The sequence below is a fragment of the Pseudomonas extremorientalis genome (assembly GCF_024584605.1).
Classification (GTDB): Bacteria; Pseudomonadota; Gammaproteobacteria; order Pseudomonadales; family Pseudomonadaceae; genus Aquipseudomonas; species Aquipseudomonas extremorientalis.
Map to the genome: position 1 here is coordinate 2,311,320 of NZ_CP089519.1, position 23,341 is coordinate 2,334,660.

Genomic DNA, 23,341 nt, shown 5'->3' on the forward strand with positions numbered 1-23,341 from the left:
GTATGGCGCCATAAGATCAAGGCACAAAAACTGACATTAGTTCTCTGGCGCAAATGTTTCGCACATCGTCATCATCACGGCACGCAAGCTTGCTTGAGGGGTTCATTGGTGTGTCATGTGTGTACAAAAAACGCATTGCCATTTAGCGGTGTGTAATATGCACACCTAAAGGTGGGCAATGAGAAGTCGAGAGGTGATTGACCTGTTGGTTGCAGATGGTTGGGTGGCGGTGAAGGGGAGTCATCACCAGTTCAAACACCCTATGAAGCGGGGGAGAGTAACCGTCCCTCATCCCAAGTCGGAGATTGCAGTATTTTCAAGTCAGTGCGGTTTAATGCCTCTTTGCCGGAACACCTGTTGCAACGCATTGATGAGCGTGTGCAGAAGCACCATCGCTATGCATCGCGGTCAGCGTTCTTGGCGACTGCCGCATTGCGCGAGCTTTCAGCGTAAACCAACTCAAGCAAACACTATCTATCCAACGGATTCCCCATGAGCCCCGAAGAACTCCAAATCACCGACCTGCGACCCGGCACCGGCAAAGCCGTGGTCAAGGGCGCGCTGATCACCACCCAATACACCGGCACCCTGGAAGATGGCACGGTGTTCGATTCGTCCTGGGAACGCGGCAAGCCGTTCCAGTGTGTGATCGGCACCGGGCGTGTGATCAAGGGCTGGGACCAGGGCTTGATGGGCATGCAGGTCGGCGGTGTACGGACCTTGTTCGTTCCGGCGCATCTGGCCTATGGCGAGCGATCGATGGGCAAGCATATCAAGCCCAACAGCAACCTGCGTTTTGAGATTGAGTTGCTGGAAGTACTGACGCGGGATGATTGAGACCTCCTGGATAAACACTTCCTGAACCCTCCCTGAAGAATCTTCTTATTCACCATACGGAAACTTTCCTACGGTTTACTCTCCCATCATCGGGGCGTAAGCTTCGCGCGTTTTCATCAATAGCGGAGACCCTCAGTGGGTACTTGTTCGAGTGACAGTAGTCGGCCGGTTTCAGTAACCGGCACAGGCTTGGCAAGGTAACGCGCATTTTTCCGATGCCGTTGTCTCGCCACTAAAAGCGAGAAGCGGCATCCCGGCAGCGGCCAGTCCTGGCACCTGCCCGAATCCCTCTCATCGACGCTGACCAGCACCCGGTTCACCTCGGGATGCTACGGACGCGCCTGTCCTTTGCGGCAGGCGGGCCAAAGTGGCTGTGCCTGTAAACAGGGCGCGGCGCACAGGGCAGTACCTGCACGACGGTTTTTTCCTCGCGCAGGAGTAACACCATGAACCTCACTCTGCTCAAAGAGTTCTTTGCCGGCTTCCTGCGGACCCGGCACATCGCCCGGCATTTCCGCCGCCTGGCGATGCTCGAAACCGTGACCGACGCCAGCGTCAGCCGCGAAGTGCCGCCGACCCTGGCGCAAACCCTGGTGGTCTCGGCCAACAGCAGTGCCGTGCAATTGCTCGGTACCCTGGGCAGTCACGCCGAGGGGTTGAATACCCAGGAAGCCGACGCCCTGCGCGTGCAATACGGCCTCAACGAAGTCGAGCATGAGCAGCCGCTGCCTTGGTGGGTGCACCTGTGGCACTGCTACAAGAACCCGTTCAACCTGCTGCTGACGTTGCTGGCGGTGATCTCGTGGCTGACCGAAGACATGAAGGCCGCCACGGTGATTTTCTCCATGGTGGTGCTGTCGACGCTGCTGCGTTTCTGGCAGGAGGCCAAGTCCAACAAGGCTGCCGATGCCCTCAAGGCGATGGTGAGCAACACCGCCACCGTGCTGCGCCGCGATGAAGCCAAGCGCATCGAACTGCCGATCAAGCAATTGGTGCCGGGCGACCTGATCGTGCTCTCCGCCGGTGACATGATCCCTGCCGATTGCCGCGTGCTCAGTGCCAAGGACCTGTTCGTCAGCCAGGCGGCGATGACCGGCGAATCGATGCCGGTGGAAAAGTTCGCCCAGCAGCAGGACGCCAAGACCCGCAACCCGCTGGACCTGGAGAACATCCTGTTCATGGGCACCAACGTGGTGTCCGGCGCGGCGACGGCAGTGATCCTGACCACCGGCAACAGCACCTATTTCGGGGCGCTGGCCCAACGTGTAACCGCCACCGACCGTGCAACCACCTCGTTCCAGCACGGCGTCAACAAGGTCAGCTGGTTGCTGATCCGCTTCATGTTCGTGATGGCGCCGCTGGTGCTGTTCATCAACGGCTTCACCAAGGGTGACTGGACCGAAGCGCTGTTGTTTGCGCTGTCGATTGCCGTGGGCCTGACCCCGGAAATGCTGCCGATGATCGTGACCTCCACCCTGGCCAAAGGCGCGGTGTTCCTGTCGCGCAAGAAAGTCATCGTCAAGCGCCTGGACGCGATCCAGAACTTCGGCGCCATGGACGTGCTGTGCACCGACAAGACCGGCACCCTGACCCAGGACAAGATCTTCCTGGCGCGCCATGTGGACGTGTGGGGCGAAGAGTCCGATGACGTGCTGGAAATGGCCTACCTCAACAGCTACTACCAGACCGGCCTGAAAAACCTGTTGGATGTAGCGGTGCTGGAGCACGTGGAGGTGCATCGCGAGTTGAAGGTCGGCACCGCGTTCCAGAAAATTGATGAGATCCCGTTCGACTTCAACCGCCGCCGCATGTCGGTGGTGGTCGCCGAACAGGGTCAACCGCACCTGCTGATCTGCAAGGGCGCCGTGGAGGAAATCCTCTCGGTGTGCAACAACGTGCGCCATGGTGAGACCAATGAGGCGCTGACTGAAGAGTTGCTGGCGCGCATTCGTCAGGTAACGGCAGCGTTCAACGAAGAAGGCCTGCGCGTGGTCGCGGTGGCCGCACAGCCGATGGCACCAGTGCGCGATACCTACAGCCTGGCGGATGAGAAAAACCTCACGCTGATCGGCTACGTTGCCTTCCTCGACCCACCGAAGGAAAGCACCGCGCCCGCGCTCAAGGCGCTGAAAGCCCACGGCGTCGCCGTGAAAGTGCTGACCGGTGACAACGAACTGGTCACCGCCAAGATCTGCCGCGAAGTGGGCCTGGAGCAACAGGGCCTGCTGATGGGCAACGACATCGAGGACATGACCGACGCCGAATTGGCCAAGGCCGTGGAAACCACCAACGTGTTCGCCAAGCTGACGCCCTCCCATAAAGAGCGCATCGTGCGCCTGCTCAAGGCCAATGGGCATGTGGTGGGGTTCATGGGGGATGGCATCAATGATGCGCCAGCGCTGCGTACTGCCGACATCGGTATTTCGGTGGACAGTGCGGTAGACATCGCCAAGGAAGCGGCCGACATCATCCTGCTGGAAAAGAGCCTGATGATCCTGGAGGAGGGCGTGCTGGAAGGCCGGCGCACCTTCGCCAACATGCTCAAGTACATCAAGATGACCGCCAGCTCCAACTTCGGCAATGTGTTCTCGGTGCTGGTGGCCAGTGCGTTCATTCCGTTCCTGCCGATGCTGCCAATGCATCTGCTGGTGCAAAACCTGCTGTATGACATTTCGCAGATTGCGATCCCGTTCGATAACGTCGACGACGAGATGCTGAGTAAACCCCAGCGCTGGCAGCCAGGAGATGTCGGCCGTTTCATGCTGTTTTTCGGGCCGATCAGTTCAATTTTTGACATCACCACGTTCGCACTCATGTGGTACGTCTTTGACGCCAATACCCCCGACCACCAGACCCTGTTCCAGTCCGGCTGGTTCGTGGTGGGGTTGCTGACCCAGACGCTGATCGTGCACATGATTCGCACCCCGAAGATTCCGTTCCTGCAAAGCCGTGCGGCGATGCCGTTGATGGCGATGACTGGCGTGATCATGGCGGTGGGGATTTTCCTGCCGATGGGGCCACTGGCGCACTACTTCAAATTGCAGGCGCTGCCGTCGCTGTACTTCGTGTTCCTGCCGGTGATCCTGCTGGCATACATGGCCCTGACCCAGGCGGTGAAGGGGTACTACATCCGTAAGTTTGGCTGGCAATGAACAGGGAAGATTTCCTATGCAAGCAATCAACAACATCAACCTCGAATCCCTGGTCGACACCCTGGTCAGCCTCACCGCAGCCTTCATCCTGGGTGGCCTGATCGGTTTTGAGCGTCAGTACCGCCAGCGCACGGCGGGCCTGCGCACCAACGTGCTGGTGGCGGTGGGCGCGGCGATTTTTGTCGACATGGCCAGCCGGCTCGGCGGCGCGGAAGGCGCGGTGCGGGTGGTGGCCTATGTGGTGTCGGGCATCGGCTTTCTAGGTGCCGGCGTGATCATGCGCGAAGAAGGCAATGTGCGCGGGCTCAACACGGCGGCCACCCTCTGGGCGTCGGCGGCGGTGGGCGCTTGCGCGGGCGCCGACCTGGTCCTCGAAGCGCTGCTGGGCACGCTGTTTGTGCTGGCGGCCAACACCTTGCTGCGTCCCATCGTCAATAACATCAACCGTCAGCCACTGGACGTGGTGTCGGCGGAAGTCACCAACATCTTGTACGTGATTGCCCGGCGTACCCAGCAAAAGGCCGTTCTGGCTTTGCTGGAGGCCGAGCTGGCGCGCTGTAACTACCCAGCCAGCGATGTGGACGTGCGGCCTTTTGGCACGGAAGAAGTGGAAATCGAAGCCACCCTGGCCGTGACCTCGGTAGACGGTGATGAGCTGGACGCCCTGGTGGCGCGAATTTCGATGTCGACCCTGGTGGTGCAAGCGTTCTGGAGCCCCAGTACCACCGAGTAGTCCCCGCCTGTCGGGCCTTGCCCCGCGCAAAGCTGGCTATGCTATGACAAGGAAAAGTCCTACAAGTATTGGAGACTATCCCTTCATTTGAGCGGACACGCCGTTGTTAAGGTTGCGCGCTTGCGTCTTCCCAGGAGGCAGGGCGCAGCTCTACGTGTTTAGCGTGTTCTATCAAAAGGAGGGGTCTGTACTGCCTGAAGTGTCATGCAGAGTAATCAGTACCGTTTGTCGGAACTGTTACTTTTCACAGGTAGATAGGTCCCGTGTGATATGTAAGCGTACTGATCCCTCGGGGAGTCTTATGAGCAAAGCTTTAATTGTGGACGATCACCCTTTTATCCGCGCCACCGTGAAGTACCTGTTGAAGCAGGAGGGCTTCGATACCATCTTTGAAGCGGGCAACGGCGCCGACGCCATGCAGATTGCTCGGGAGGAGCGCCCGGATCTGGTTATCCTCGATCTGGCAATGCCAAAGCTTGGCGGGCTGGAGGTGATCAGCCGGATAAAGGCGCTGGGACTGCCCTGCAAGATCCTGGTGCTCACGTCCTACCTGGCGGTATTTTTCTCAACTCGCTGCATGCGCGCCGGGGCCATGGGCTTTGTTGCCAAGACCGGTGAACTGGACGAGTTGCAAAAGGCGATCAGGGCCATCAGGGCCGGTTACAGTTGCTTCCCGAGCACGGCCACCAGTTCCGTGCGCCGCGACGATTTGCAGACCACCGAACAGGAGTTGGTGGAGGCGCTGTCCGACCGCGAATTGACGGTACTGCAAAAACTGGCGCTGGGCCTGGACAACAAGTCAATCGCCGAGGATATGCTGTTGAGCCACAAGACCATCAGCACCTACAAGACTCGCCTCAAAGAGAAGCTGCGCATGTCCTCGGTGGTGCACCTGTCCAAGTTTGCCCAGCGCAATCATCTGATCTGAAATGACCATCTCCCGGCTGGTGACATTCACGGCCATCCTGCTGATGGGGCTGTTGCCCTGTGCAGCGATGGCCCTGGACGAACCGCATGCCCTTCGACTGCTCGGCCATTCCACCCTGGAGCACCCAACAGTAGCGCTGGATGACAGCGACTGGCAGTGGTTGCGCGAGCGCCGCACGTTGGTGATGGGCGTGTCGGCTCCCGACTACGCACCGTTCGACCTGAGCAACGACAACGATTTTGAAGGCATCACGGCTGACTACACGTGGCTGATCAGCCTGATCTTGAATGTACCTATCGAGGTTCGGCGCTACGACACCCGTGATGAAGTGATCGAGGCGCTCAAGCTGGGCGAGGTGGATCTGGTGGGGTCGGCCAATGGTTATGAGGCGGCCGACAAGGCGTTGGTACTGTCGCGTTCCTACGCCAATGATCAACCGGTGCTGGTGACCCGCACGGGTGAAAGCCATTCCTTGAGCGCCGACCTGGCCGGCAAGCGCGTGGCGATGCTCTACCACTATATGCAACCCGAAGCTGTCCAGGCCTTTTACCCCCAGGCGCAACTGTTGTTGTACGGTTCGACTCATCAGGCCATCGGTGCCGTGGCTTTCGGCCAGGCGGATGTCTACCTGGGCGATGCCATCAGCGCCCGCTATCTGATCAACAAGAACCACCTTAATAACGTGCGCATGGCAGACTTCTCCGCGCTGGAGGTCAACCCGTTCGGGTTCGCGTTTACTGCCGACAACCAGCGTCTGTTGACGATCATCAATGCCGCGCTGGCAGTTATCCCGGCCAGCCAGCAGATGGAAATCCTGCGTCGCTGGAGTGCCGGCGGCAGTGGGTTCCTGGAGGCTGACCGATTGCGCTTGAGTGACAGCGAGCAGCGTTGGCTGGAGAAGCATCCCCGGGTGAGAGTGGCAGTACTGGATAAGTTCGTGCCGCTGTCATTTTTCAATGAGCAAGGGCAGTTCGCGGGGTTGAGTGATGAGGTCTTGTCGCGTATCAGCTTGCGCACGGGCTTGAAGTTCGAGGTGGTGCAGGGCAGTTCGCTGCCTCGGCAAGTCGACGAGGTCAGCGCCGGCCAAATGGACATGCTGGCGGTGATCACGCCCAGTATCGAGCGTTCCGAAAAGGTTCGCTTTACCCGGCCTTACCTGTCCAATCCCTATGTGCTTGTGGCGCGCGCCGACGACCAACGTCTGCTGACCCTGGAGGACATGCCGGGGAAACGCCTGGCGGTCATCGGTGGCAACAGCCTCGCTGCGCAAATCGCGCAGGACTATCCGGGGATCGTGTTTGTCGACGTCGAAAACCCTGAGCAGGCTATGGAATGGGTGGCCAAGGGCAATGCCGACGCGACAGTCATTTCGTTGATCAGCGCACGCTACATGATCACGCGCAGCTATCGCGATCGTCTGCGTATCACCAGCACGGTCGGTACGGAACCGGCGCGGATTGCCTTCGGCGTCAACCGCAGCCAGTTGGAATTGTATTCGATCCTCGAGAAAGCGCTGTTGAGCATTTCGCCTGAAGAAATGGACGGACTGACTAATCATTGGCGCAGTGAAATCATCATTGAAGACAGCTACTGGGTCAGTCATCGCAATGTAATCATCCAAGGGTTTGGCCTGGCCGCATTGTTGTTGCTGATCACCCTGGGTTGGGTGTTCTACCTGCGTAACCTGATTCGCAAGCGTGCCCAGGCCGAACGCGCCTTGAGCGACCAGATGCGGTTTATGAGCGTGCTGATCGACGGCACGCCTCACCCGATTTACGTGCGCGACCGCCAGGGGCGCTTGATGGCGTGCAACAACGCGTACCTTGACGTGTTCGGCTTCAAGCTGGAGGACGTGATCGGCAAGACCGTTGTGGAGACCGATACGGGCAACCCGCCCCAGGCCCAGTCGTTCCATGCCGACTACCTGGACTTGATGGCGCGTGGTGAGCCGCAGATTCACGACCGGGTGCTGAAGGTGCCCGGTGGCGGTGTGCTGACGATTTACCAGTGGATGCTGCCGTACCGTGATAGCAACGGTAACGTGGTGGGCATGATTGCCGGTTGGGTGGATGTGAGCGAACGTCAACGCCTGTTGGGCGAACTTCGGGAAGCCAAGGAAGACGCGGATGCCGCCAACCGTGCCAAGACCACGTTCCTGGCGACGATGAGTCATGAGATCCGAACGCCGATGAACGCGGTGATCGGCATGATTGAACTCGCCCAGCAAAACGCTGAGCAGGGGTATGTGGACCGAGATGCGCTGGAAGTGGCGTCGGTGGCTTCGCACAGCTTGCTGGAGCTGATCGGCGATATCCTGGACATTGCGCGAATAGAAACCGGCCACCTGTCCCTGACCCTGGAGCCGGCCAACCTGCACGAGCTGTTGGCCTCTGTGGCGCGGGTGTTCGAAGGGCTGGCGCGGGACAAGGGCCTGTTGTTGCATGTCGAGCTGGACCCGATGATCGACCGGCCGGTACTGGTCGATCCGTTGCGTTTCAAGCAAGTGGTGTCGAACCTGTTAGGCAATGCCATCAAATTCACCTCTTCCGGTCACATACGCTTGGGTGCCCAAGCCGCATCGGTGTTGGCCGGGGAGCATTTGAATCTGCGGCTTTGCGTGGAAGATACGGGGATCGGCATCAGTGCCGAAGATCAGCTGCGTTTGTTCAACCCCTTCATCCAGGGCAGCAATAACGAGCAATCGGCACGTAGCGGTTCGGGCCTGGGGTTGGTGATCAGCCGTAACCTGTGCGAGATGATGGGCGGCCAGCTGCACCTGAGCAGCGTGCTGGGAAAGGGGACGCGGGTGGATGTGACACTGGCACTGGTGTTGACCACGGCAGCACCGGTTTGCTCATCTGTCCCCTGTGCTCCTGCCACGCAGGCATTGAAACTTCTGGTGGTCGATGACTATCCGGCCAACCGCTTGCTGCTGGCTCGACAGTTGACCTTCCTGGGGCATCACATCGTTACGGCCGAGGATGGCGCCGAAGGCTTTGCACTTTGGCAAGGCGGGCATTTTGACGGGGTGATCACTGACAGCAATATGCCCGTCATGGACGGCTACACGTTGGCGCGTAATATTCGTGCCCAGGAACGGCAACGTGGCCTGGTACCTTGCCTGGTACTGGGATTTACCGCCAACGCCCAGCCTGAGGAAGTCGAGCGCTGCCGACAGGCCGGCATGGACGGTTGCCTGTTCAAGCCGACGGGACTTGACGATCTACGTGCGGCCTTGGCATCGCGCACGGCCAGCGCTGCAACGGATGAAGCCCAAGCGCAATTTGATTTGGGCTCGCTGGCGATGCTGACAGGTGGCGACACGGCTGTGCTCAACGACTTGCTGGCACCCTTGCTCACTAGCCTTGCAGAGGACCTCCGAATGCTGTCGACCCTGCAGGACCGGGCCGATTTCGCCAAGTTGTATGACCTGGCTCATCGTGTCAAAGGCGGTGCGCGCATGGTCAAGGCCCAGGCGCTGATCGCCTGTTGCGAGGCTTTGGAGGACGCGTGCGAAAGGCGCGACGGCGATGCGGTGGCGGTGGCGGTGGCGGCATTGAGCGTGGCTATCGATGGTTTGCATCATGGCCTGAGTCAGTACTGCAAGCAGGCTTGACCGAAGCGGACAGCCGCTCGGCAGGTTTGGGAGAACTCCTACATGGAACGGGAACAAGCCTGATTTTATCGTCGGCATATGTCTGGAAAATGGGCCTCGCTCACTGACGAGCACTGCCTGCCCAGGGGTTCGCCATGCCAAACAAAGCACTGACCATCCTGATTGCCGATGAGCAACACCTGCAACGCCTGTATATCGAAAAAATGCTCAACCAGTTGGGTTATCACCGGATCGTTCCGGTGCAGACCTTCGAAGAGGTCCAACTGCTCACCGCCATCCCGGCGCAGCCGTTCGATGTCCTGATCATCAACGCGGGGCTGGCGATCCACACCTGCGGTCCTCAACCCCAGGTGCATCATGTGCTGGTCTATGATCACCTGGATCTGGGCCTGTCTGCCGACGCAACGCCGGCGGTGCTGGTACGCCTGCCCGGCGTGCCGGACAACGTCAACCTCGAACACTTCATGGACATCATCGACCCGCCCGTGGCCGCCACAGGCCTGCGCGTGCTGCCATGGCTGCGGGAATTATCCCGCACGCCTGTGGCCGGAGTTTAGTCCCACTGCGGGGCGATACCCTTGGGGCTGGTCAGGCGATGACCGCGTTCCAGCTCGGCAATCTGTACCATGTCGGCAGGGCTCAAGGTCAGTTGCAGGGCCTTGAGGTTGCTTTCCAGGTTGACGCGTTTGGTCGACGACGGGATGACGGCGTAACCCAGTTGCATGGCCCAGGCCAGCGTCACTTGCGCCGGGGTCGCCTGATGGCGTTCGGCGATTTGCCGGATCACCGGGTCCTTGAGCACTTCGCCGTAGGCCAGGGTCATGTAGGACGTGATCTGGATACCGTTGGCGGTGGCGAAGTCCACGACCTTGCGGTTTTGCAGGTAGGGGTGCAGCTCGATCTGGTTGGTGGCGATATTCTGCGCACCCACCGCCGCAATCGCTTGCTTCATCAGGTCGATGGTGAAGTTGGAGATGCCGATCTGTCGGGTCAGGCCCAGGCGCTTGGCTTCCAGCAACTGGCCCATGAACTCGGCGACAGGCACCTGGTCTTCCGGCGAGGGCCAGTGGATCAGGGTAAGGTCCAGGAAGTCGGTTTTCAGTTTGCGCAGGCTTTCTTTCAGGCTTGGAATCAACTGGCCGTCGGCGAAGTTGGCGATCCAGATCTTGCTGGTGATGAACAGCTCATCGCGCGGGATGCCGCTGTCGGCAATGGCCTGGCCGACGTCGGTTTCGTTCTCGTAGATTTGCGCCGTATCGATGACGCGGTAGCCCAGCTCGAGGCCGGTGCTGACGGAATCGATCACCACCTGACCTTGCAGACGGAAGGTGCCTAGGCCAAAGGCCGGAACGTTTTGCGTGGTGGACATCAGTAACTCCTGAAGGGGGGGAACAATGGAGTCAAGTATCCGCCTGTTGCTCCTTCGGAAAAACCGTCGAACCCGAAAAGGACTCTTTACCGCAGATCACGAATTTACGGGGGGCTGGATGGGTGTCGCCGGGCTTTCGCGACGATGTAGAGTCATGCTGGCGACTCAATCCAAGGAAACCTCCGCATGACCCAAGGCCATCTGGGGCAACCGTGAGGCCCTCGATGCCATGCTCGACGCCGCCCTGCGCACCGAAGCCGATGCCGCCCTGTTAGTGCTGGACTACCCGGCCGAGTTGACGGAGGAGTTGGACTGCCCGCTGGTGGTGCTGCCGTGTAACCCGGACTTTGCGCTGTTCGCCCGGGCGTTCGGCTGCACCGTGAACCAGCTCCGCAACCTGGATTAATTGCAGACGGACCTGCGCAACGTGTTTCCAAGGCAATGGCGTGACCCTGATAGAGCATGAAACATGCCTGCGCTGTTTGAGGAACTCACGTGAAGGTTTTTGATTGTTCACGCCCATCCCGAGCCGCAGTCGTTCACAGCGGCACTGACGCCTGGTGTTTGCGAAACTCGAGCAATTTGATGAGGCGCCGTACACGATGTGGCAGCGCCTTGGTCGTTCAGCCTTGTGCGCGAAGACGCTCGGCAGCGCTACGCAACAACTGCTCGGTGGCATCCCAGCCCAGGCAGCCATCGGTCACCGACACGCCGTACTTCATCGATGCGCTCAACGGCTGGCAGCCTTCGAACAGGTGGCTTTCGAGCATCATGCCGATCAGCGACGTGTCGCCCTGCAAGCGATGCTCCAGCACGTCGTTGAACACCGCCGGTTGACGCAGCGGGTCTTTGCCGCTGTTGGCATGGCTGCAATCGACCATGATCCGCGCCGCCACCTTGGACTTGGCCAGGTCGTGTTTCACCTGCGCCACGCTTTGCGCATCGTAGTTCGGCCCACGGTGGCCGCCGCGCAGCACCAGGTGGGTGTCGGGGTTGCCCGGGGTCTGGATGATCGCCGGGTGCCCCTGGCTGTCGACGCCGAAGTGACGGTGCGGGTGGGACGCCGAGCGCATCGCGTCGCAGGCAATCGCCACGCCGCCGTCGGTGCCGTTCTTGAAGCCCACGGGCATGCCCAGGCCGCTGGCCATTTCGCGGTGGATCTGTGATTCGGTGGTGCGTGCGCCAATCGCGACCCAACTGAGCAGGTCATCGAAGTAGCCGGCGGCCATCGGTTGCAGCAGCTCAGTGGCGACCGGCAGGCCCAGGCGCAGCATTTCGCGCATCAGTTCGCGGGACAGGCTGAGACCCGCGGCCATGTCGTCGCTGCCGTCCAGGTGCGGGTCGTAGGCCAGGCCTTTCCAGCCGATGGTGGTGCGCGGTTTCTCGACGTAGGCGCGGATCACCAGCAGCATCTGGTCGCTCACTTCGAGTGCGAGTTTCCTCAGGTTGCGTGCGTATTCCATGGCCGACTCCGGGTCGTGGATCGAGCACGGGCCGACGATCACCAGCAAACGTGAATCCTGGCCATTGAGGATGGCGCGCACGGCGTGGCGATGGGCGTGGACTTGTTCATTGAGGAACGGGCTGAGCGGCAGCTTGAGCTTTAAATCAAGCGCGCTGGGCAAGCGCTGGGTCAGGGCTTCATTGGCGCTGGTCAGGGCAGAAACGGGCAGAGCGGCGGTGGCAGAGTTCATATTCAAGGCTTCCTGGGCAAGCGGCGGGCTGTTCCCGCGCGCCTGGCCCTACTGGGGTGTTCGACAGTGGGCCGTATTGGCTGTGTGTGTTGGCTTGCCACCCATAGGTGACCGATCGGAGGCGGCAGGCTGTCCCGAGCGGAGCTGGCTAAATCGCCATGCAGTGGAAGTGTCGTAGCGGTAATAGGTGGCGTAGTTCATGTCGTGTGTCCTTTAAGTGTTCGTCAAAAAATATTGGGGCCTGAAAAAACAAAACCCCCGGTCGGGGAGCCGACCGGGGGTTTGGATTTCTCTGGTAGGCGACCCCTTGAGTAGTGGGCGCCGATTTCAGGTATCAGGCGCGCCAGTGGCTAAACCAATACCCAAAATAAAAGCTGACCAGTGCGCTCGAACCGTTCACACGGGTAGCCGATACCGAGCGCGGGGCGCTGGCAACAGGGCAAACCTGAGTGGGGGTGAGTTGCAACATGGTGTGTCTCCAAATGATGGGGGGAGCTTACTAGAGGCACGCAGGTGGATTCAATCAGTAATTTCTATTGCGCGGGGGTACTGACCGCTATCGACCGCGATATGCTTGCAACACCTTGGATGATTGCCTGGACGCGACCATGACTGCCCTGACCCTTGCTGCTGCTCAATCTGTTTCCATCGCGGGCGACGTGCCGGCCAATATCGAACGGCACTTGGCCCTCATGCACGCGGCGGCCGAACATGGCGTGCACGTGCTGGTGTTTCCGGAACTGTCTTTGACCGGCTATGAACCATCACTCGCGGCCGAATTAGCGATTGCTCCCGAAGACGCGCTGCTGGCACCGCTGCGCGAAATGGCACGGGAATTGGGCTTGACGGCGGTGGTCGGCATGCCGATTCGCCTGGCACCTGGGGCAGGTGTGCTGATCGGCGCGCTGGTGTTGAGGGCAGACGGTTCTCTTGCGGTGTACACCAAGCAGCATCTGCATCCAGGCGAAGAAGCGGCGTTTGCCCCAGGGCAGGGGGGAGCGGCGCTCGACATCGGCGATGAGCGGATTGCGCTGGCGGTGTGCGCGGATTTCTCCCGCGCCAGTCACCCGCGCCAGGCGGCCCAGGTGGGCGCCACTGTCTATGCCGCCGGTGTGTTGATCAGCGAAGGCGGCTACGCAGCGGACAGCGCGTTGCTCCAGGGGTATGCGGCCGAGCATGGCCTGGTGGTGCTGGTAGCCAACCATGGCGGGCCATCGGGTGGCTATGTGTGTGCCGGTCGCAGCGCCATTTGGGCCGCAGATGGCCGTTTACTGGCTGCTGCGTCGGGCCTGGGTGATGCGCTGGTAATCGCCCGTCGTGATGGCGCCGTGTGGGCTGGCCAAGTGGTAGCGCTGTAAATGGCGTTTCACCTGCGCGCTGCGACGGACCAGGACTTGCCGTTCGCCCGAACCCTGACCTTTGAGGCCATGAGTCGCTATTACCTGCAATACGATCTGGTGTGGTCCAACGACGGCTTCGATGTGGCTTGGGCGGGCCGCGAAAACTGGCTGATCTGCAACGACGAGACCGTGTTGGGCTTTATCAGTTTGAGCCGCGACAGCCGCGCACTCTATATCCGTGAGCTGCATATGCTTGCGGCATGTCGTGGGCAGGGCGCGGGCAGTTGGGTCTTGGAGCAGATGGCGCTCAAGGCTCAGGCCCTGGGGTTGCTGCGTCTGACCGTGTTCAAGACCAATCCGGCCCGAAGGCTCTATCAGCGCATGGGGCTGAGTATCGTCGGTGAAGAAAACTGCTTCTGGCGCATGGAACGTCTCTGTCCATCAAGCTAAACCACGCACCCAATTCTAATAAGCGCATACTGGCTTCAGGAAATGACCTCCTGATCGTTTTTTTGAGCATCAGCCTCAGAATGGATGATCCCTTCTTTCATGCCCAAGAGGACCGCTACCTTATGGGCCTCTCCACGTCGTCCCTTTTTGCGCCCAGCGAGCACTTGATAGGTGGTTGCCGGATCAACGCCATGTTCACGCGCGAACGCTTGAACTGACTTTCCTTGATGTTCCAGCCAGGCCTTGGCTTGTGCGGCAGTACGGATTCCGGGCATAGTTCAAAACCGTTCAAGTTTGTTTAGCAAAAAGATGAGTGTGTCACCTCTTGGGGTGTCCCAACCAGGATCATACATCCAAATGAGTGGAATCGGTTCGCGTTTGAGGCAAGAAAGGGAGCGACTTGGCTTGTCGCAAAAAGTTTTTGGTGAAATAGGCGGCGTTGAAGCCAACGCACAAGGTAAATACGAAAGTGGAGGACGGGCGCCTAAAGCGGACTACCTGTCGCGTGTCGCCGAGAAAGGTGTGGATGTGCTGTACGTGTTGACCGGTACGCCTACCCCGATTCAACTGGATAACCTGAGCCAGGTTGAAGAAAAAGTATTGGGTGACTACCGTGCGATGTTCAAGGAAGACCAGGCTGCAATCCGTCGCTTGACGTCAAGCCTGGCCGAGCACTCCGTGTCACTGAATGGAAAAAGCAGACCGCAGCCCCAGGATTCCTGACCTGCTGCCCAACAAATAGAGCCGTCCACCGCAGGGTGGACGGCTGCTGTGTATTCAAACTCTATATATATGACGCTTGCAGCTAGGTCTGCGCCTTGGTTTTTTGCTAAGGTGTTCAGCAACCTATAAGACCATATCGCGAGGTGTCTGCTTGATTAGGGTGCTAGTAGTCGATGACCATGATCTCGTTCGTACAGGCATTACACGAATGCTGGCTGACATCGATGGCCTGCAAGTAGTCGGTCAGGCCGAGTCCGGGGAAGAGTCCCTGATCAAGGCCCGGGAGTTGAAACCCGATGTGGTACTGATGGACGTCAAGATGCCCGGTATCGGTGGTCTTGGCGCCACGACCAAATTGTTGCGCAGCCACCCGGACATCAAGGTCGTGGTGGTGACCGTGTGTGAAGAAGACCCGTTCCCGACGCGCCTGTTGCAGGCCGGCGCGGCCGGTTACCTGACCAAGGGCGCCGGCCTGGCCGAGATGGTGCAAGCCATTCGCCTGGTGTTTGCCGGGCAGCGTTACATCAGCCCGCAGATCGCTCAGCAACTGGCCATCAAATCTTTCCAGCCCACCAGCGACTCGCCGTTCGATGCGCTGTCGGAGCGGGAAATCCAGATTGCCCTGATGATCGTCGGCTGCCAGAAGGTGCAGACGATCTCCGACAAGTTGTGCCTGTCGCCCAAGACCGTCAACACCTACCGTTATCGCATTTTCGAGAAGCTCGCCATCAGCAGTGATGTTGAATTGACCCTGCTCGCGGTGCGCCACGGCATGGTGGACGCCAGCGCCTGACATGACCACACCGTTTGATCCCAGTGCCTTCCTCTCGACCTGCAGTGGCCGTCCCGGCGTGTACCGCATGTTCGACAGCGAGGCGCGCCTGCTGTATGTCGGCAAAGCCAAGAACCTGAAGAACCGCCTGGCGAGCTACTTTCGCAAGAGCGGTCTCGCGCCGAAAACCGCCGCGTTGGTGGCGCGCATCGCCCAGGTCGAAACCACCATCACCGCCAATGAAACCGAAGCACTGCTGCTTGAGCAGACGCTGATCAAGGAATGGCGGCCGCCTTACAACATTCTGCTGCGCGATGATAAGTCCTACCCCTACGTGTTTTTATCCGACGGCAACTTCCCACGCCTGAGCATTCACCGAGGCGCGAAGAAGCAGAAGGGCAAGTATTTCGGGCCCTATCCCAGCGCCGGCGCGATCCGCGAAAGCCTGAGCCTGCTGCAAAAGACCTTTTTTGTGCGCCAGTGCGAAGACAGCTTCTACAAGAACCGCACCCGGCCGTGCCTGCAATACCAGATCAAGCGCTGCAAGGCACCCTGTGTGGGCCTGGTGGAGCCGGCCGAGTACGCCGAGGATGTGCGTCACTCGGTGATGTTTCTCGAAGGGCGCAGCAATGCCCTCACCGACGAACTCTCCGGCGCCATGGAGCAGGCGGCCAGCACCCTGGATTTCGAAAAGGCCGCCGAACTGCGCGACCAGATCTCCCTGCTGCGCCGCGTGCAGGACCAGCAGAGCATGGAAGGCGGTACCGGTGACGTCGATGTGATCGCCGCCTTCGTCAACCCGGGCGGTGCCTGCGTGCACCTTATCAGCGTGCGGGGCGGGCGGGTATTGGGCAGCAAGAACTTCTTCCCGCAGACCGGTATCGACGAAGACGTGGCTGAGGTCATGGCGGCCTTCCTGGGCCAGTACTACGTGAGCAGCCCGGAGCGCGACCTGCCGTCGGAGCTGATCGTCAACGTGGTGCACGAAGACTTCCCCACGCTGATCGAGGCCATCCACGAATTGCGCGGTCGCGAGCTGGACATCAGCCATCGCGTACGCGGCACGCGAGCCCGTTGGCAGCAACTGGCCGTGACCAATGCCGAGCAGGCCCTGGGCGCACGCCTGGCCAATCGACAGCACGTCGCCGCACGCTTCGACGCCCTGGCCGAAGTCCTCAACCTAGACGAGCCGCCGCAGCGCCTGGAGTGTTACGACATCAGCCACTCCAGTGGCGAAGCCACGGTGGCGTCCTGCGTGGTGTTCGGGCCGGAAGGGCCGATCAAAGCCGATTACCGTCGCTACAACATCGAAGGCGTCACCGCCGGCGATGACTACGCAGCCATGCACCAGGCCCTGACCCGGCGTTTCAGCAAGTTGAAGGACGGCGAGGGCAAACTGCCGGATATCCTCCTGGTGGACGGTGGCAAGGGCCAGCTGTCCATGGCCCGCGACGTACTCAACGAACTGGCGGTGCCCGACCTGATCCTGCTCGGCGTGGCCAAGGGCGCTACGCGCAAGGCCGGTTTCGAGACGTTGTACTTGAATGATGCCGCCCATGAGTTCACTTTGAAGGGCGACTCACCGGCGTTGCACCTGATCCAGCAGATCCGCGATGAGGCGCACCGTTTCGCCATTACCGGTCACCGCGCCCGACGCGGCAAAACCCGGCGAACCTCAACCCTGGAAGGGGTGGCGGGCGTCGGGCCGACACGGCGACGCGACTTGCTTAAACATTTTGGTGGCTTGCAGGAGCTATCCCGTGCCAGCATTGACGAAATAGCCAAAGCTCCCGGTATCAGTAAAAAGCTCGCTGAGTTGATTTATGCGAATCTGCACAGCGAATAGAATGCCTTTCCACCTCGTAGCCAGTTGTGCCGATGAATATCCCTAATCTGATCACCGTTCTACGCGTCCTGCTTATTCCTATTTTCATCCTGTTGTTTTATTTGCCGTACGAATGGAGCTATGCGGCCTCCAGCTCCGTCTTTGCCTTCGCGGCTGCCACCGACTGGCTCGACGGCTACCTGGCCCGTCGCCTGGAACAGAGCACGCCGTTTGGCGCGTTCCTCGACCCGGTAGCGGACAAACTCATGGTGGCCGTCGCCCTGGTCCTGCTGGTGCAGGAACACGGCAACCTGTGGCTGACCCTGCCGGCCGCCGTGATCATCGGCCGCGAAATCGTGGTGTCCGCACTGCGCGAATGGATGGCCGAAATCGGTGCCCGCGCCCACGTCGCTGTCTCCAACATGGGCAAATGGAAAACCGCCGCGCAGATGCTCGCGCTGGTGATCCTGCTGGCCAACCCGTCGGACTTCTCCTTCTGGGTGTTGACCGGCTACGCCCTGCTGCTCATCGCCGCCGGCCTGACCTTGTGGTCCATGCTCCAGTACCTGCGCGCTGCCTGGCCGCATCTGCGCACCACCGTTGAAAAGAAATAAAACATTTTCGAATCAAGGGGTTGACCGGTTCTGATAATTCTATAGAATGCGCATCACCAAGACGCGGGAATAGCTCAGTTGGTAGAGCACGACCTTGCCAAGGTCGGGGTCGCGAGTTCGAGTCTCGTTTCCCGCTCCAAACACAAAAAAAAGCCACTCTAACGAGTGGCTTTTTTTTGCCTGCAATTTACTGGCTGGGCGCTTCGTCCTCTTTTTTCGTGACTTTGATTTTTATCGACGTGCACGGGCAAATGGACTCATTTGGTGCAGAGTTGTGTCCGCCATTCGGCCAGTCTCGATTGCCGATTGTTAGCACAGCTCAACGGTCAACGCCTGAAAGCATGCCTCTTGGCCACCGAGACCATCATCAGCGCCGGCAGCAACAACGCCAGCGCTACCCAGGGAATAGCGCTTGCCCCCCAGGTTTCCAAGAGAACGCCACCGATCACACCGCTGCCTGCAAACGCCAGGTTAAAGACGGTGACCAGCATCGATTGCGCAATGTCAGCGCCGTCTCCGGCAACTTCAGCCAAGGCGGTTTGCAGTAAGGTTGGCGCGCCACCGAAGCTCATCCCCCACAAGACCATGCTGATGTAGATCGCACTGGCGGGCAGGTCACCCAGCCCAAGGACAAACGACACCAGGGTGAATGCTGTCAGGCTGAGCAGTACCAGGCTACGAAGCCTGCCATCAATCAGCGTGCCGATCATCCATAGACCGAACAAGGCCGCAATACCGAATGCAAGGAGGCCCTGATCAACCTGATCGGCCAAGCCAACAGAAGCCAGGAACGCAGCAATATAGGTATAGAAGGTGTAATGGGCCAGGATCCAGACCATGACCACCGCCAGTACCGGCCGCACCCCCGGGGTTTGCAAGACCCTGCGCAGCGGCAGGCGTCGATCGGCGTGTTGTCCGGGGTAATCAGGTACTTTCAGATAGATCCAGGCCATCAGCAAAAGGCTGAGTCCTGAGAGCGTCCCGAACACGCATCGCCATCCCAGCAGTTTGCCGAGCCAGGCACCCAGCGGTACGCCCAGGGCAAGTGCCAGAGGGATACCGAGCATGGCCAGCGCCATAGCGCGACCTTGCAGTGGTGGGGTGACCAACCGTCTGGCGTAGCCGGCCAGCAGGCTCCAGGCCAGACCGGTTGCAATACCCACCATGAAGCGAGCCGCCAGCGTCAATGCAAACCAGGGCGACAGGGCGGTCACCGCATTGCAGGCGCAAAACACCCCGACCGCCAGTAACAGCACCCCGCGCCGACGCCAACCCTGCAACGCGAGCGTCAAAGGAATAGCCGCCAACCCTGAGCCCAGTGCACACAGCGTCACCATCTGACCGGCCCATGCTTGCGACACACCAAATGCTTCGGCGATTTGCGGCAAAAGTCCTGCCGGCACCGTTTCGTTGGCGGTGGCGATAAAGCTACCCAATGTCAGCGCCAACAGGGCCGTCAGTGGGAGACCCTCGGTAGTGAGGTGTTCGATATTGCTCGATGTTGTGAAAGAGCCATTTTCAACCTGTGATTTGCCGGTCATGACTTGTGCTCAATGGGAGAGGAGGCATGAGTGTGATGAATTGCCTACGATTTGATAATTGGCTTAATATTTGATGAGCTATCAAATTTGAATTGAATATGGCCACTGACCGATTGGGTGATATGCGTTTGTTTGTCGAGGCGGCAGCACTCGGCAGCCTGTCTGCCGCAGGGCGCAAACTGGCGCTGTCGCCAGCCGCGGCCAGCGCGCGCCTTATCAAGCTTGAGGCGGCGCTGCGCACCAAATTGTTTGATCGCACAACGCGTCAGTTGCGCCTTACGGAAGAAGGTCGGTTTTACTTGCAGCAATGCTGGGTCGCATTGCGGGCGATTGATGAGGCGGAAGCGGGGCTTCAAGCCAGTCAAACTGAGGTGCGTGGCAAGGTACGGATATCCGCGTCTGCCGATTTTGGCCGCAATCTTTTGAATGACTGGCTTGAGGCATTCAGTAAGTTGCACCCGGAACTGTCCGTTGCGCTGACGTTGTCGGATTCGGTGTCGAATCTGCTGCAGGACGATATTGATCTGGCAATCCGGTTTGGGCAGCCACATGAAAGCTCGATGATCGCCAGGCAGTTGGCGCCCAACTGGCGAGTACTGTGCGCTTCGCCTGACTATCTGGCGCGATACGGCGAACCGCAGACCCCTGCTGACCTGGTTAACCACAAGTTCATCGTGCTGGTGACTGGCGCAGGGCCCTTGAACACCTTTCACTTTGTGGTGGACGGTCAGGCATGGAACTACACCGTACCTATGAGCCAGGCATGGGAAACCAATGATGGCGCACTCGCGCGTGCATGGGCGTTGGCCGGGCATGGCATTGCACGCAAGACCATCTGGGATGCGGCAGCCGATATCTGTGCTGGACGACTGAACGTCCTGTTGCCTGACTTTTGTGTCCCAGAGGCCGGCGTCTACGCGGTGCTACATGGCAACCGTTACCGGGTTCCCCGCGTGCGTGTATTGCTGGACTTCCTTATCGAACAGTTCGATTGCGCAACCGATCAGTTGTTGTCAGGCCTTGAAATGCCTGATGCCAGGAGGCTGTAAGCCACGCGATCTTACGAGGAGGGATTGAGGGGGAGAACAGGGAGTTGATGTGCGGATAACTGATTGATGTACCACCGGGTGTCTACCCTTGCTTTTTGCTCTTGTTCCGAATTTTTGCACGGACTGCTTATTTTTCAAGGTGACCGGATTGTTTATAAAACTATTCCTTGGTGCCTCTTCACATGACGCACACAACAAGGCGCTAAATTAAATTCAGTTGAAGTTTTTCTTAGGCTGACTTCGCATTTTTTTAACGCATGTTCAGCGAATGTTCAGAATGCCACGGCGAGTTGCCGGGTTGAATGAATACAGTTTGCGGCCTTTACAACTCTTCACTTTTCCAATCTGGAACGCCTGAAAAGCAAAGTGCTAGTCTGCGCTTTTTTCAGGGACGGCAAGGTCGTATGAATAAGCTAAAGGAAGTGGCTGTAAAAAAGCCCTGTTCATTTATTTTTGTCGTCGCGTTTATTCTATTGGCTGTCTTGCAATACAAGCCCGCCGTGCTCAATTACACCACGCGCTTTGTCGACTTTGCCCAATATATGCTTGCGCACGGCGTCACGCTGTTTCCAATCGCCGAAGATCTGCAGCCTTACCCCGATTACACGGTGATCAATACACTCCTGGTTTATCTGGTGTCCTTGCCGTTTGGCCGTGTCTCCATTCTGTCGATGGGCGTGCCTTTTTGCGTCGCTGCCGCGTTGATGTTGGTGTTCATTTATAAATTGGGGGCTTTGCATGAGAAGAAGTGGGGCGCCTACGGGGTGGTGTTTGCGCTGTTCACCTGGTCATTTCTGGACGGCGTGAACTCCCTGGCGCTGGATGTGTACCCGGCACTTTTTACGGTGGTGTGCTTTTACCTGGCCTACGCGGGCGAGGTGCACCAACAGCGTTATCGGTTGCCGCTGGTACTCGCGGGCCTGGCACTGGGCTTTGCGTTTCGTGGCCCGATCGGCCTGATCGGACCTGCCAGTGTCGTCGCCTCTTATTACCTGTTGAGCCGGCAGTGGCGCATGCTGGTGGTGTTCTCATTATTGGCGGGCCTGGTCCTGGCCACGGGTATCGCGGTGCTGACCTGGGCGGCCTATGTGCAGGGCGGCGATGCTTTTCTGCAAGAGGTTTTGATCATGCAAGGACTCGGGCGGTTCGGCAGTGATCACGCGCCCCGTTATTACTTCTACTTTTCGGCAGGCTTGCTGACCTACGGTGTCACCGCCTTGATTGCAGTGAGTGTGATCATCAGGAAGGGCAAACACTTTTTCGACAGTACGCCTCATGCCGCCACGAACATGCTCCTGTACCTCACCGGCTGGCTCCTTGTGATCATTGTGCTGTTCACGATTCCAAGTTCGAAAAAGGCGCGTTACATACTGTCGATCACGCCAGCTATTTCGTTGTTGGCGGCCTATGTCTTCGTGGACCGCAGTGAAATGTTTGCAAACACCCGGAAAAAACTGCTTGGGTTCTGCCTGGAGTTGCCGCTGATAGGCCTCGTGATGCTGTTACTTGCCTATGGGTACAGCTTGTATGCGGTGACCCCGCTGCAGCCCAACTACCTCGGTGCCTGCCTGGGTCTGATTACGCTAGTCGCCGTGCGGCCCTGGTTGGAATCACGTTTTCACGGGCATCCCCATCGTGAGTTCGTCATCTTTTCTTTCGGGGCTGTCACCTTTCTCATACTGGATATGTTTTTCTTCAATTGCGTTACTTACCATCTGGAGTTGGCCCATGAGCCGACGCCTAAATTCCTGCCTTATTGGTTCTGGTGAACAGTGGGCATGCAAAACATCGGCAACCGCTCCAGCATCCACGTCAACAATTCCTGAGCGGGTGCCGCCAGCGGTCTTGAGGCCTTCACCAACAGCTTGGCCTCCACCCCCAGCAACAGCGGATGGTCGATCAGCACCGACGCCAGCTCGCCGTTTTCAATTTCTCGATAGGCCGCGAACTCCCCGGCCAGCGAGGCAAAGCCGCCAGTGGCAACCAGGCGCTTGAGTGCCGCCAGGGAGTTGCTGACCAGGGTCGGGCGTACTTCGATCTTCTCGGCGTATTCCAGCAGGGTGATGGCATGGCCAATACCAAATGTGGTCGGCGTCAGCACCAATGGGCATTCCAACACCTCCGTCACGGTCACCATGGTGCCGCGCACTGCCAGCGGATGATCGGGACGCACCAGCAACATCACCGGCTGCAGCGAGGCGGCGCGGTAGTCGATGTGTGGATGGGGCGGCGGGTTATAGGCCAGGCCGATATGCGCACGGTTTTCGGCGACTTCGTTGAGCACATCGTCCACCGGCAGGATGTCCAGGGTGACTTCAAGCCTGGGGTATTGCTTGCTGAAAGGCGCGAGCACGTTGTCGACCAGCGCATCCACATAGCCTTCGCTGATCACCACCCGCACATGGCCTTGCTGCAGGCCCTTGATGGCTTGCAACTGGTCTTCGAGTTTTTCCTGGTGCGAGCGATAGCCGCGCCAGAACTCCAGCAGATGCGCCGCCGCCTCGGTGGGCTGAACGCCACGGGCCTGGCGCTCGAACAGCTTGGCGCCCAATTCCTCTTCCAGCAGCTTGATCTGGCGGGTGATCACCGAGGGCGAGGTGTTGATGCTGTCCGCCGCCCCCCTGATCGAACCGTGCACCAGCACTTCGTGGAAGTAGCGAAGACGTTGTTGATTGATCTCACGCATGAAGGATGACCC

19 protein-coding genes, 1 tRNA gene and 3 pseudogenes are annotated in these 23,341 nt (G+C 59.3%); 18 read left to right on the plus strand and 5 right to left on the minus strand.

Annotation, left to right across the window (positions count from 1 at the left end):
* Window positions 1-178 precede the first annotated feature (178 nt).
* The 8 genes and pseudogenes from LUU92_RS10520 to LUU92_RS10555 form a co-directional block, all read left to right on the plus strand.
* A pseudogene (locus LUU92_RS10520) lies at window positions 179-307 on the plus strand (type II toxin-antitoxin system HicA family toxin); the annotation flags it as partial.
* A gap of 11 nt (window positions 308-318) precedes the next feature.
* Window positions 319-453: pseudogene (locus tag LUU92_RS10525) on the plus strand (type II toxin-antitoxin system HicB family antitoxin); the annotation flags it as partial.
* A 39-nt stretch (window positions 454-492) separates the two neighbouring features.
* Window positions 493-837 (plus strand): FKBP-type peptidyl-prolyl cis-trans isomerase, encoded by a 345-nt coding sequence (locus LUU92_RS10530; RefSeq protein ID WP_071489645.1) that lies wholly within the window; start codon window positions 493-495, stop codon window positions 835-837.
* Between the two features lie 446 nt (window positions 838-1,283).
* A complete protein-coding gene (gene mgtA / locus LUU92_RS10535) occupies window positions 1,284-3,989 on the plus strand; it encodes a magnesium-translocating P-type ATPase (RefSeq protein ID WP_257103570.1) in 2,706 nt (901 codons plus the stop codon).
* Window positions 3,990-4,005: 16 nt separating this feature from the next.
* A complete protein-coding gene (locus tag LUU92_RS10540; RefSeq protein WP_033902087.1) occupies window positions 4,006-4,722 on the plus strand; it encodes an MgtC/SapB family protein in 717 nt (238 codons plus the stop codon).
* 301 nt (window positions 4,723-5,023) lie between these two features.
* The gene (locus LUU92_RS10545; RefSeq protein ID WP_071489642.1) at window positions 5,024-5,650 is read left to right on the plus strand and encodes a response regulator transcription factor; all 627 of its coding nucleotides are present in this window, start codon (window positions 5,024-5,026) and stop codon (window positions 5,648-5,650) included.
* Between the two features lies 1 nt (window position 5,651).
* The gene (locus tag LUU92_RS10550) at window positions 5,652-9,266 is read left to right on the plus strand and encodes a transporter substrate-binding domain-containing protein (RefSeq protein WP_257103571.1); all 3,615 of its coding nucleotides are present in this window, start codon (window positions 5,652-5,654) and stop codon (window positions 9,264-9,266) included.
* Window positions 9,267-9,400: 134 nt separating this feature from the next.
* Window positions 9,401-9,823 (plus strand): ANTAR domain-containing protein, encoded by a 423-nt coding sequence (locus LUU92_RS10555; protein ID WP_071489640.1) that lies wholly within the window; start codon window positions 9,401-9,403, stop codon window positions 9,821-9,823.
* Here LUU92_RS10555 and dkgB read toward each other — a convergent pair.
* Entirely contained in the window at window positions 9,820-10,635 is an 816-nt protein-coding gene (dkgB, locus tag LUU92_RS10560; RefSeq protein WP_071489639.1) for a 2,5-didehydrogluconate reductase DkgB, read from the minus strand. The genes LUU92_RS10555 and dkgB overlap by 4 nt on opposite strands.
* Before the next feature lie 196 nt (window positions 10,636-10,831).
* Between dkgB and LUU92_RS29170 the strand changes: the two are divergent.
* Window positions 10,832-11,121 (plus strand): annotated as a pseudogene (locus LUU92_RS29170) (hypothetical protein); the annotation flags it as partial.
* A 137-nt stretch (window positions 11,122-11,258) separates the two neighbouring features.
* On the opposite strand, the gene LUU92_RS10570 reads toward LUU92_RS29170, so the two are convergent.
* A complete protein-coding gene (locus LUU92_RS10570) occupies window positions 11,259-12,329 on the minus strand; it encodes a 3-deoxy-7-phosphoheptulonate synthase (protein WP_071489638.1) in 1,071 nt (356 codons plus the stop codon).
* 608 nt (window positions 12,330-12,937) lie between these two features.
* On the opposite strand from LUU92_RS10570, the gene LUU92_RS10575 reads away from it, so the two are divergent.
* Together LUU92_RS10575 and LUU92_RS10580 are read left to right on the plus strand one after the other, a co-directional pair.
* Window positions 12,938-13,687, plus strand: coding sequence for a carbon-nitrogen hydrolase family protein (locus LUU92_RS10575; protein ID WP_257103572.1), 750 nt, complete (start codon window positions 12,938-12,940; stop codon window positions 13,685-13,687).
* A complete protein-coding gene (locus LUU92_RS10580) occupies window positions 13,688-14,119 on the plus strand; it encodes a GNAT family N-acetyltransferase (protein WP_092249782.1) in 432 nt (143 codons plus the stop codon).
* A gap of 35 nt (window positions 14,120-14,154) precedes the next feature.
* Here LUU92_RS10580 and LUU92_RS10585 read toward each other — a convergent pair whose 3' ends face one another.
* Entirely contained in the window at window positions 14,155-14,394 is a 240-nt protein-coding gene (locus tag LUU92_RS10585) for a BcepMu_gp16 family phage-derived protein (protein WP_071489635.1), read from the minus strand.
* Window positions 14,395-14,476: 82 nt separating this feature from the next.
* Here LUU92_RS10585 and LUU92_RS10590 point away from each other — a divergent pair, with 82 nt between their 5' ends.
* From LUU92_RS10590 to LUU92_RS10610, 5 genes are all read left to right on the plus strand, one after another.
* Window positions 14,477-14,842 (plus strand): helix-turn-helix domain-containing protein, encoded by a 366-nt coding sequence (locus tag LUU92_RS10590; RefSeq protein WP_071489634.1) that lies wholly within the window; start codon window positions 14,477-14,479, stop codon window positions 14,840-14,842.
* Window positions 14,843-14,993: 151 nt separating this feature from the next.
* On the plus strand, window positions 14,994-15,635 hold the full coding sequence (gacA, locus tag LUU92_RS10595) for a response regulator transcription factor GacA (protein ID WP_003190387.1): 642 nt from the start codon (window positions 14,994-14,996) through the stop codon (window positions 15,633-15,635).
* Between the two features lies 1 nt (window position 15,636).
* Complete coding sequence (uvrC, locus tag LUU92_RS10600) at window positions 15,637-17,460, plus strand: excinuclease ABC subunit UvrC (RefSeq protein ID WP_092249788.1); 1,824 nt, start codon at window positions 15,637-15,639, stop codon at window positions 17,458-17,460.
* Window positions 17,461-17,492: 32 nt separating this feature from the next.
* Complete coding sequence (gene pgsA / locus LUU92_RS10605) at window positions 17,493-18,053, plus strand: CDP-diacylglycerol--glycerol-3-phosphate 3-phosphatidyltransferase (RefSeq protein ID WP_003232771.1); 561 nt, start codon at window positions 17,493-17,495, stop codon at window positions 18,051-18,053.
* Window positions 18,054-18,116: 63 nt separating this feature from the next.
* A tRNA-Gly gene (locus tag LUU92_RS10610) sits at window positions 18,117-18,192 on the plus strand.
* Window positions 18,193-18,379: 187 nt separating this feature from the next.
* Here the strand turns inward: LUU92_RS10610 and LUU92_RS10615 are convergent.
* A complete protein-coding gene (locus LUU92_RS10615; protein ID WP_257103573.1) occupies window positions 18,380-19,594 on the minus strand; it encodes an MFS transporter in 1,215 nt (404 codons plus the stop codon).
* A gap of 98 nt (window positions 19,595-19,692) precedes the next feature.
* Here LUU92_RS10615 and LUU92_RS10620 point away from each other — a divergent pair, with 98 nt between their 5' ends.
* Together LUU92_RS10620 and LUU92_RS10625 are read left to right on the plus strand one after the other, a co-directional pair.
* Window positions 19,693-20,643 (plus strand): LysR family transcriptional regulator, encoded by a 951-nt coding sequence (locus LUU92_RS10620; RefSeq protein ID WP_093513780.1) that lies wholly within the window; start codon window positions 19,693-19,695, stop codon window positions 20,641-20,643.
* A gap of 404 nt (window positions 20,644-21,047) precedes the next feature.
* The gene (locus LUU92_RS10625; RefSeq protein WP_083351565.1) at window positions 21,048-22,412 is read left to right on the plus strand and encodes an ArnT family glycosyltransferase; all 1,365 of its coding nucleotides are present in this window, start codon (window positions 21,048-21,050) and stop codon (window positions 22,410-22,412) included.
* Here the strand turns inward: LUU92_RS10625 and LUU92_RS10630 are convergent.
* On the minus strand, window positions 22,397-23,329 hold the full coding sequence (locus tag LUU92_RS10630) for a LysR family transcriptional regulator (protein WP_257103574.1): 933 nt from the start codon (window positions 23,327-23,329) through the stop codon (window positions 22,397-22,399). The genes LUU92_RS10625 and LUU92_RS10630 overlap by 16 nt on opposite strands.
* Window positions 23,330-23,341: the final 12 nt, after the last annotated feature.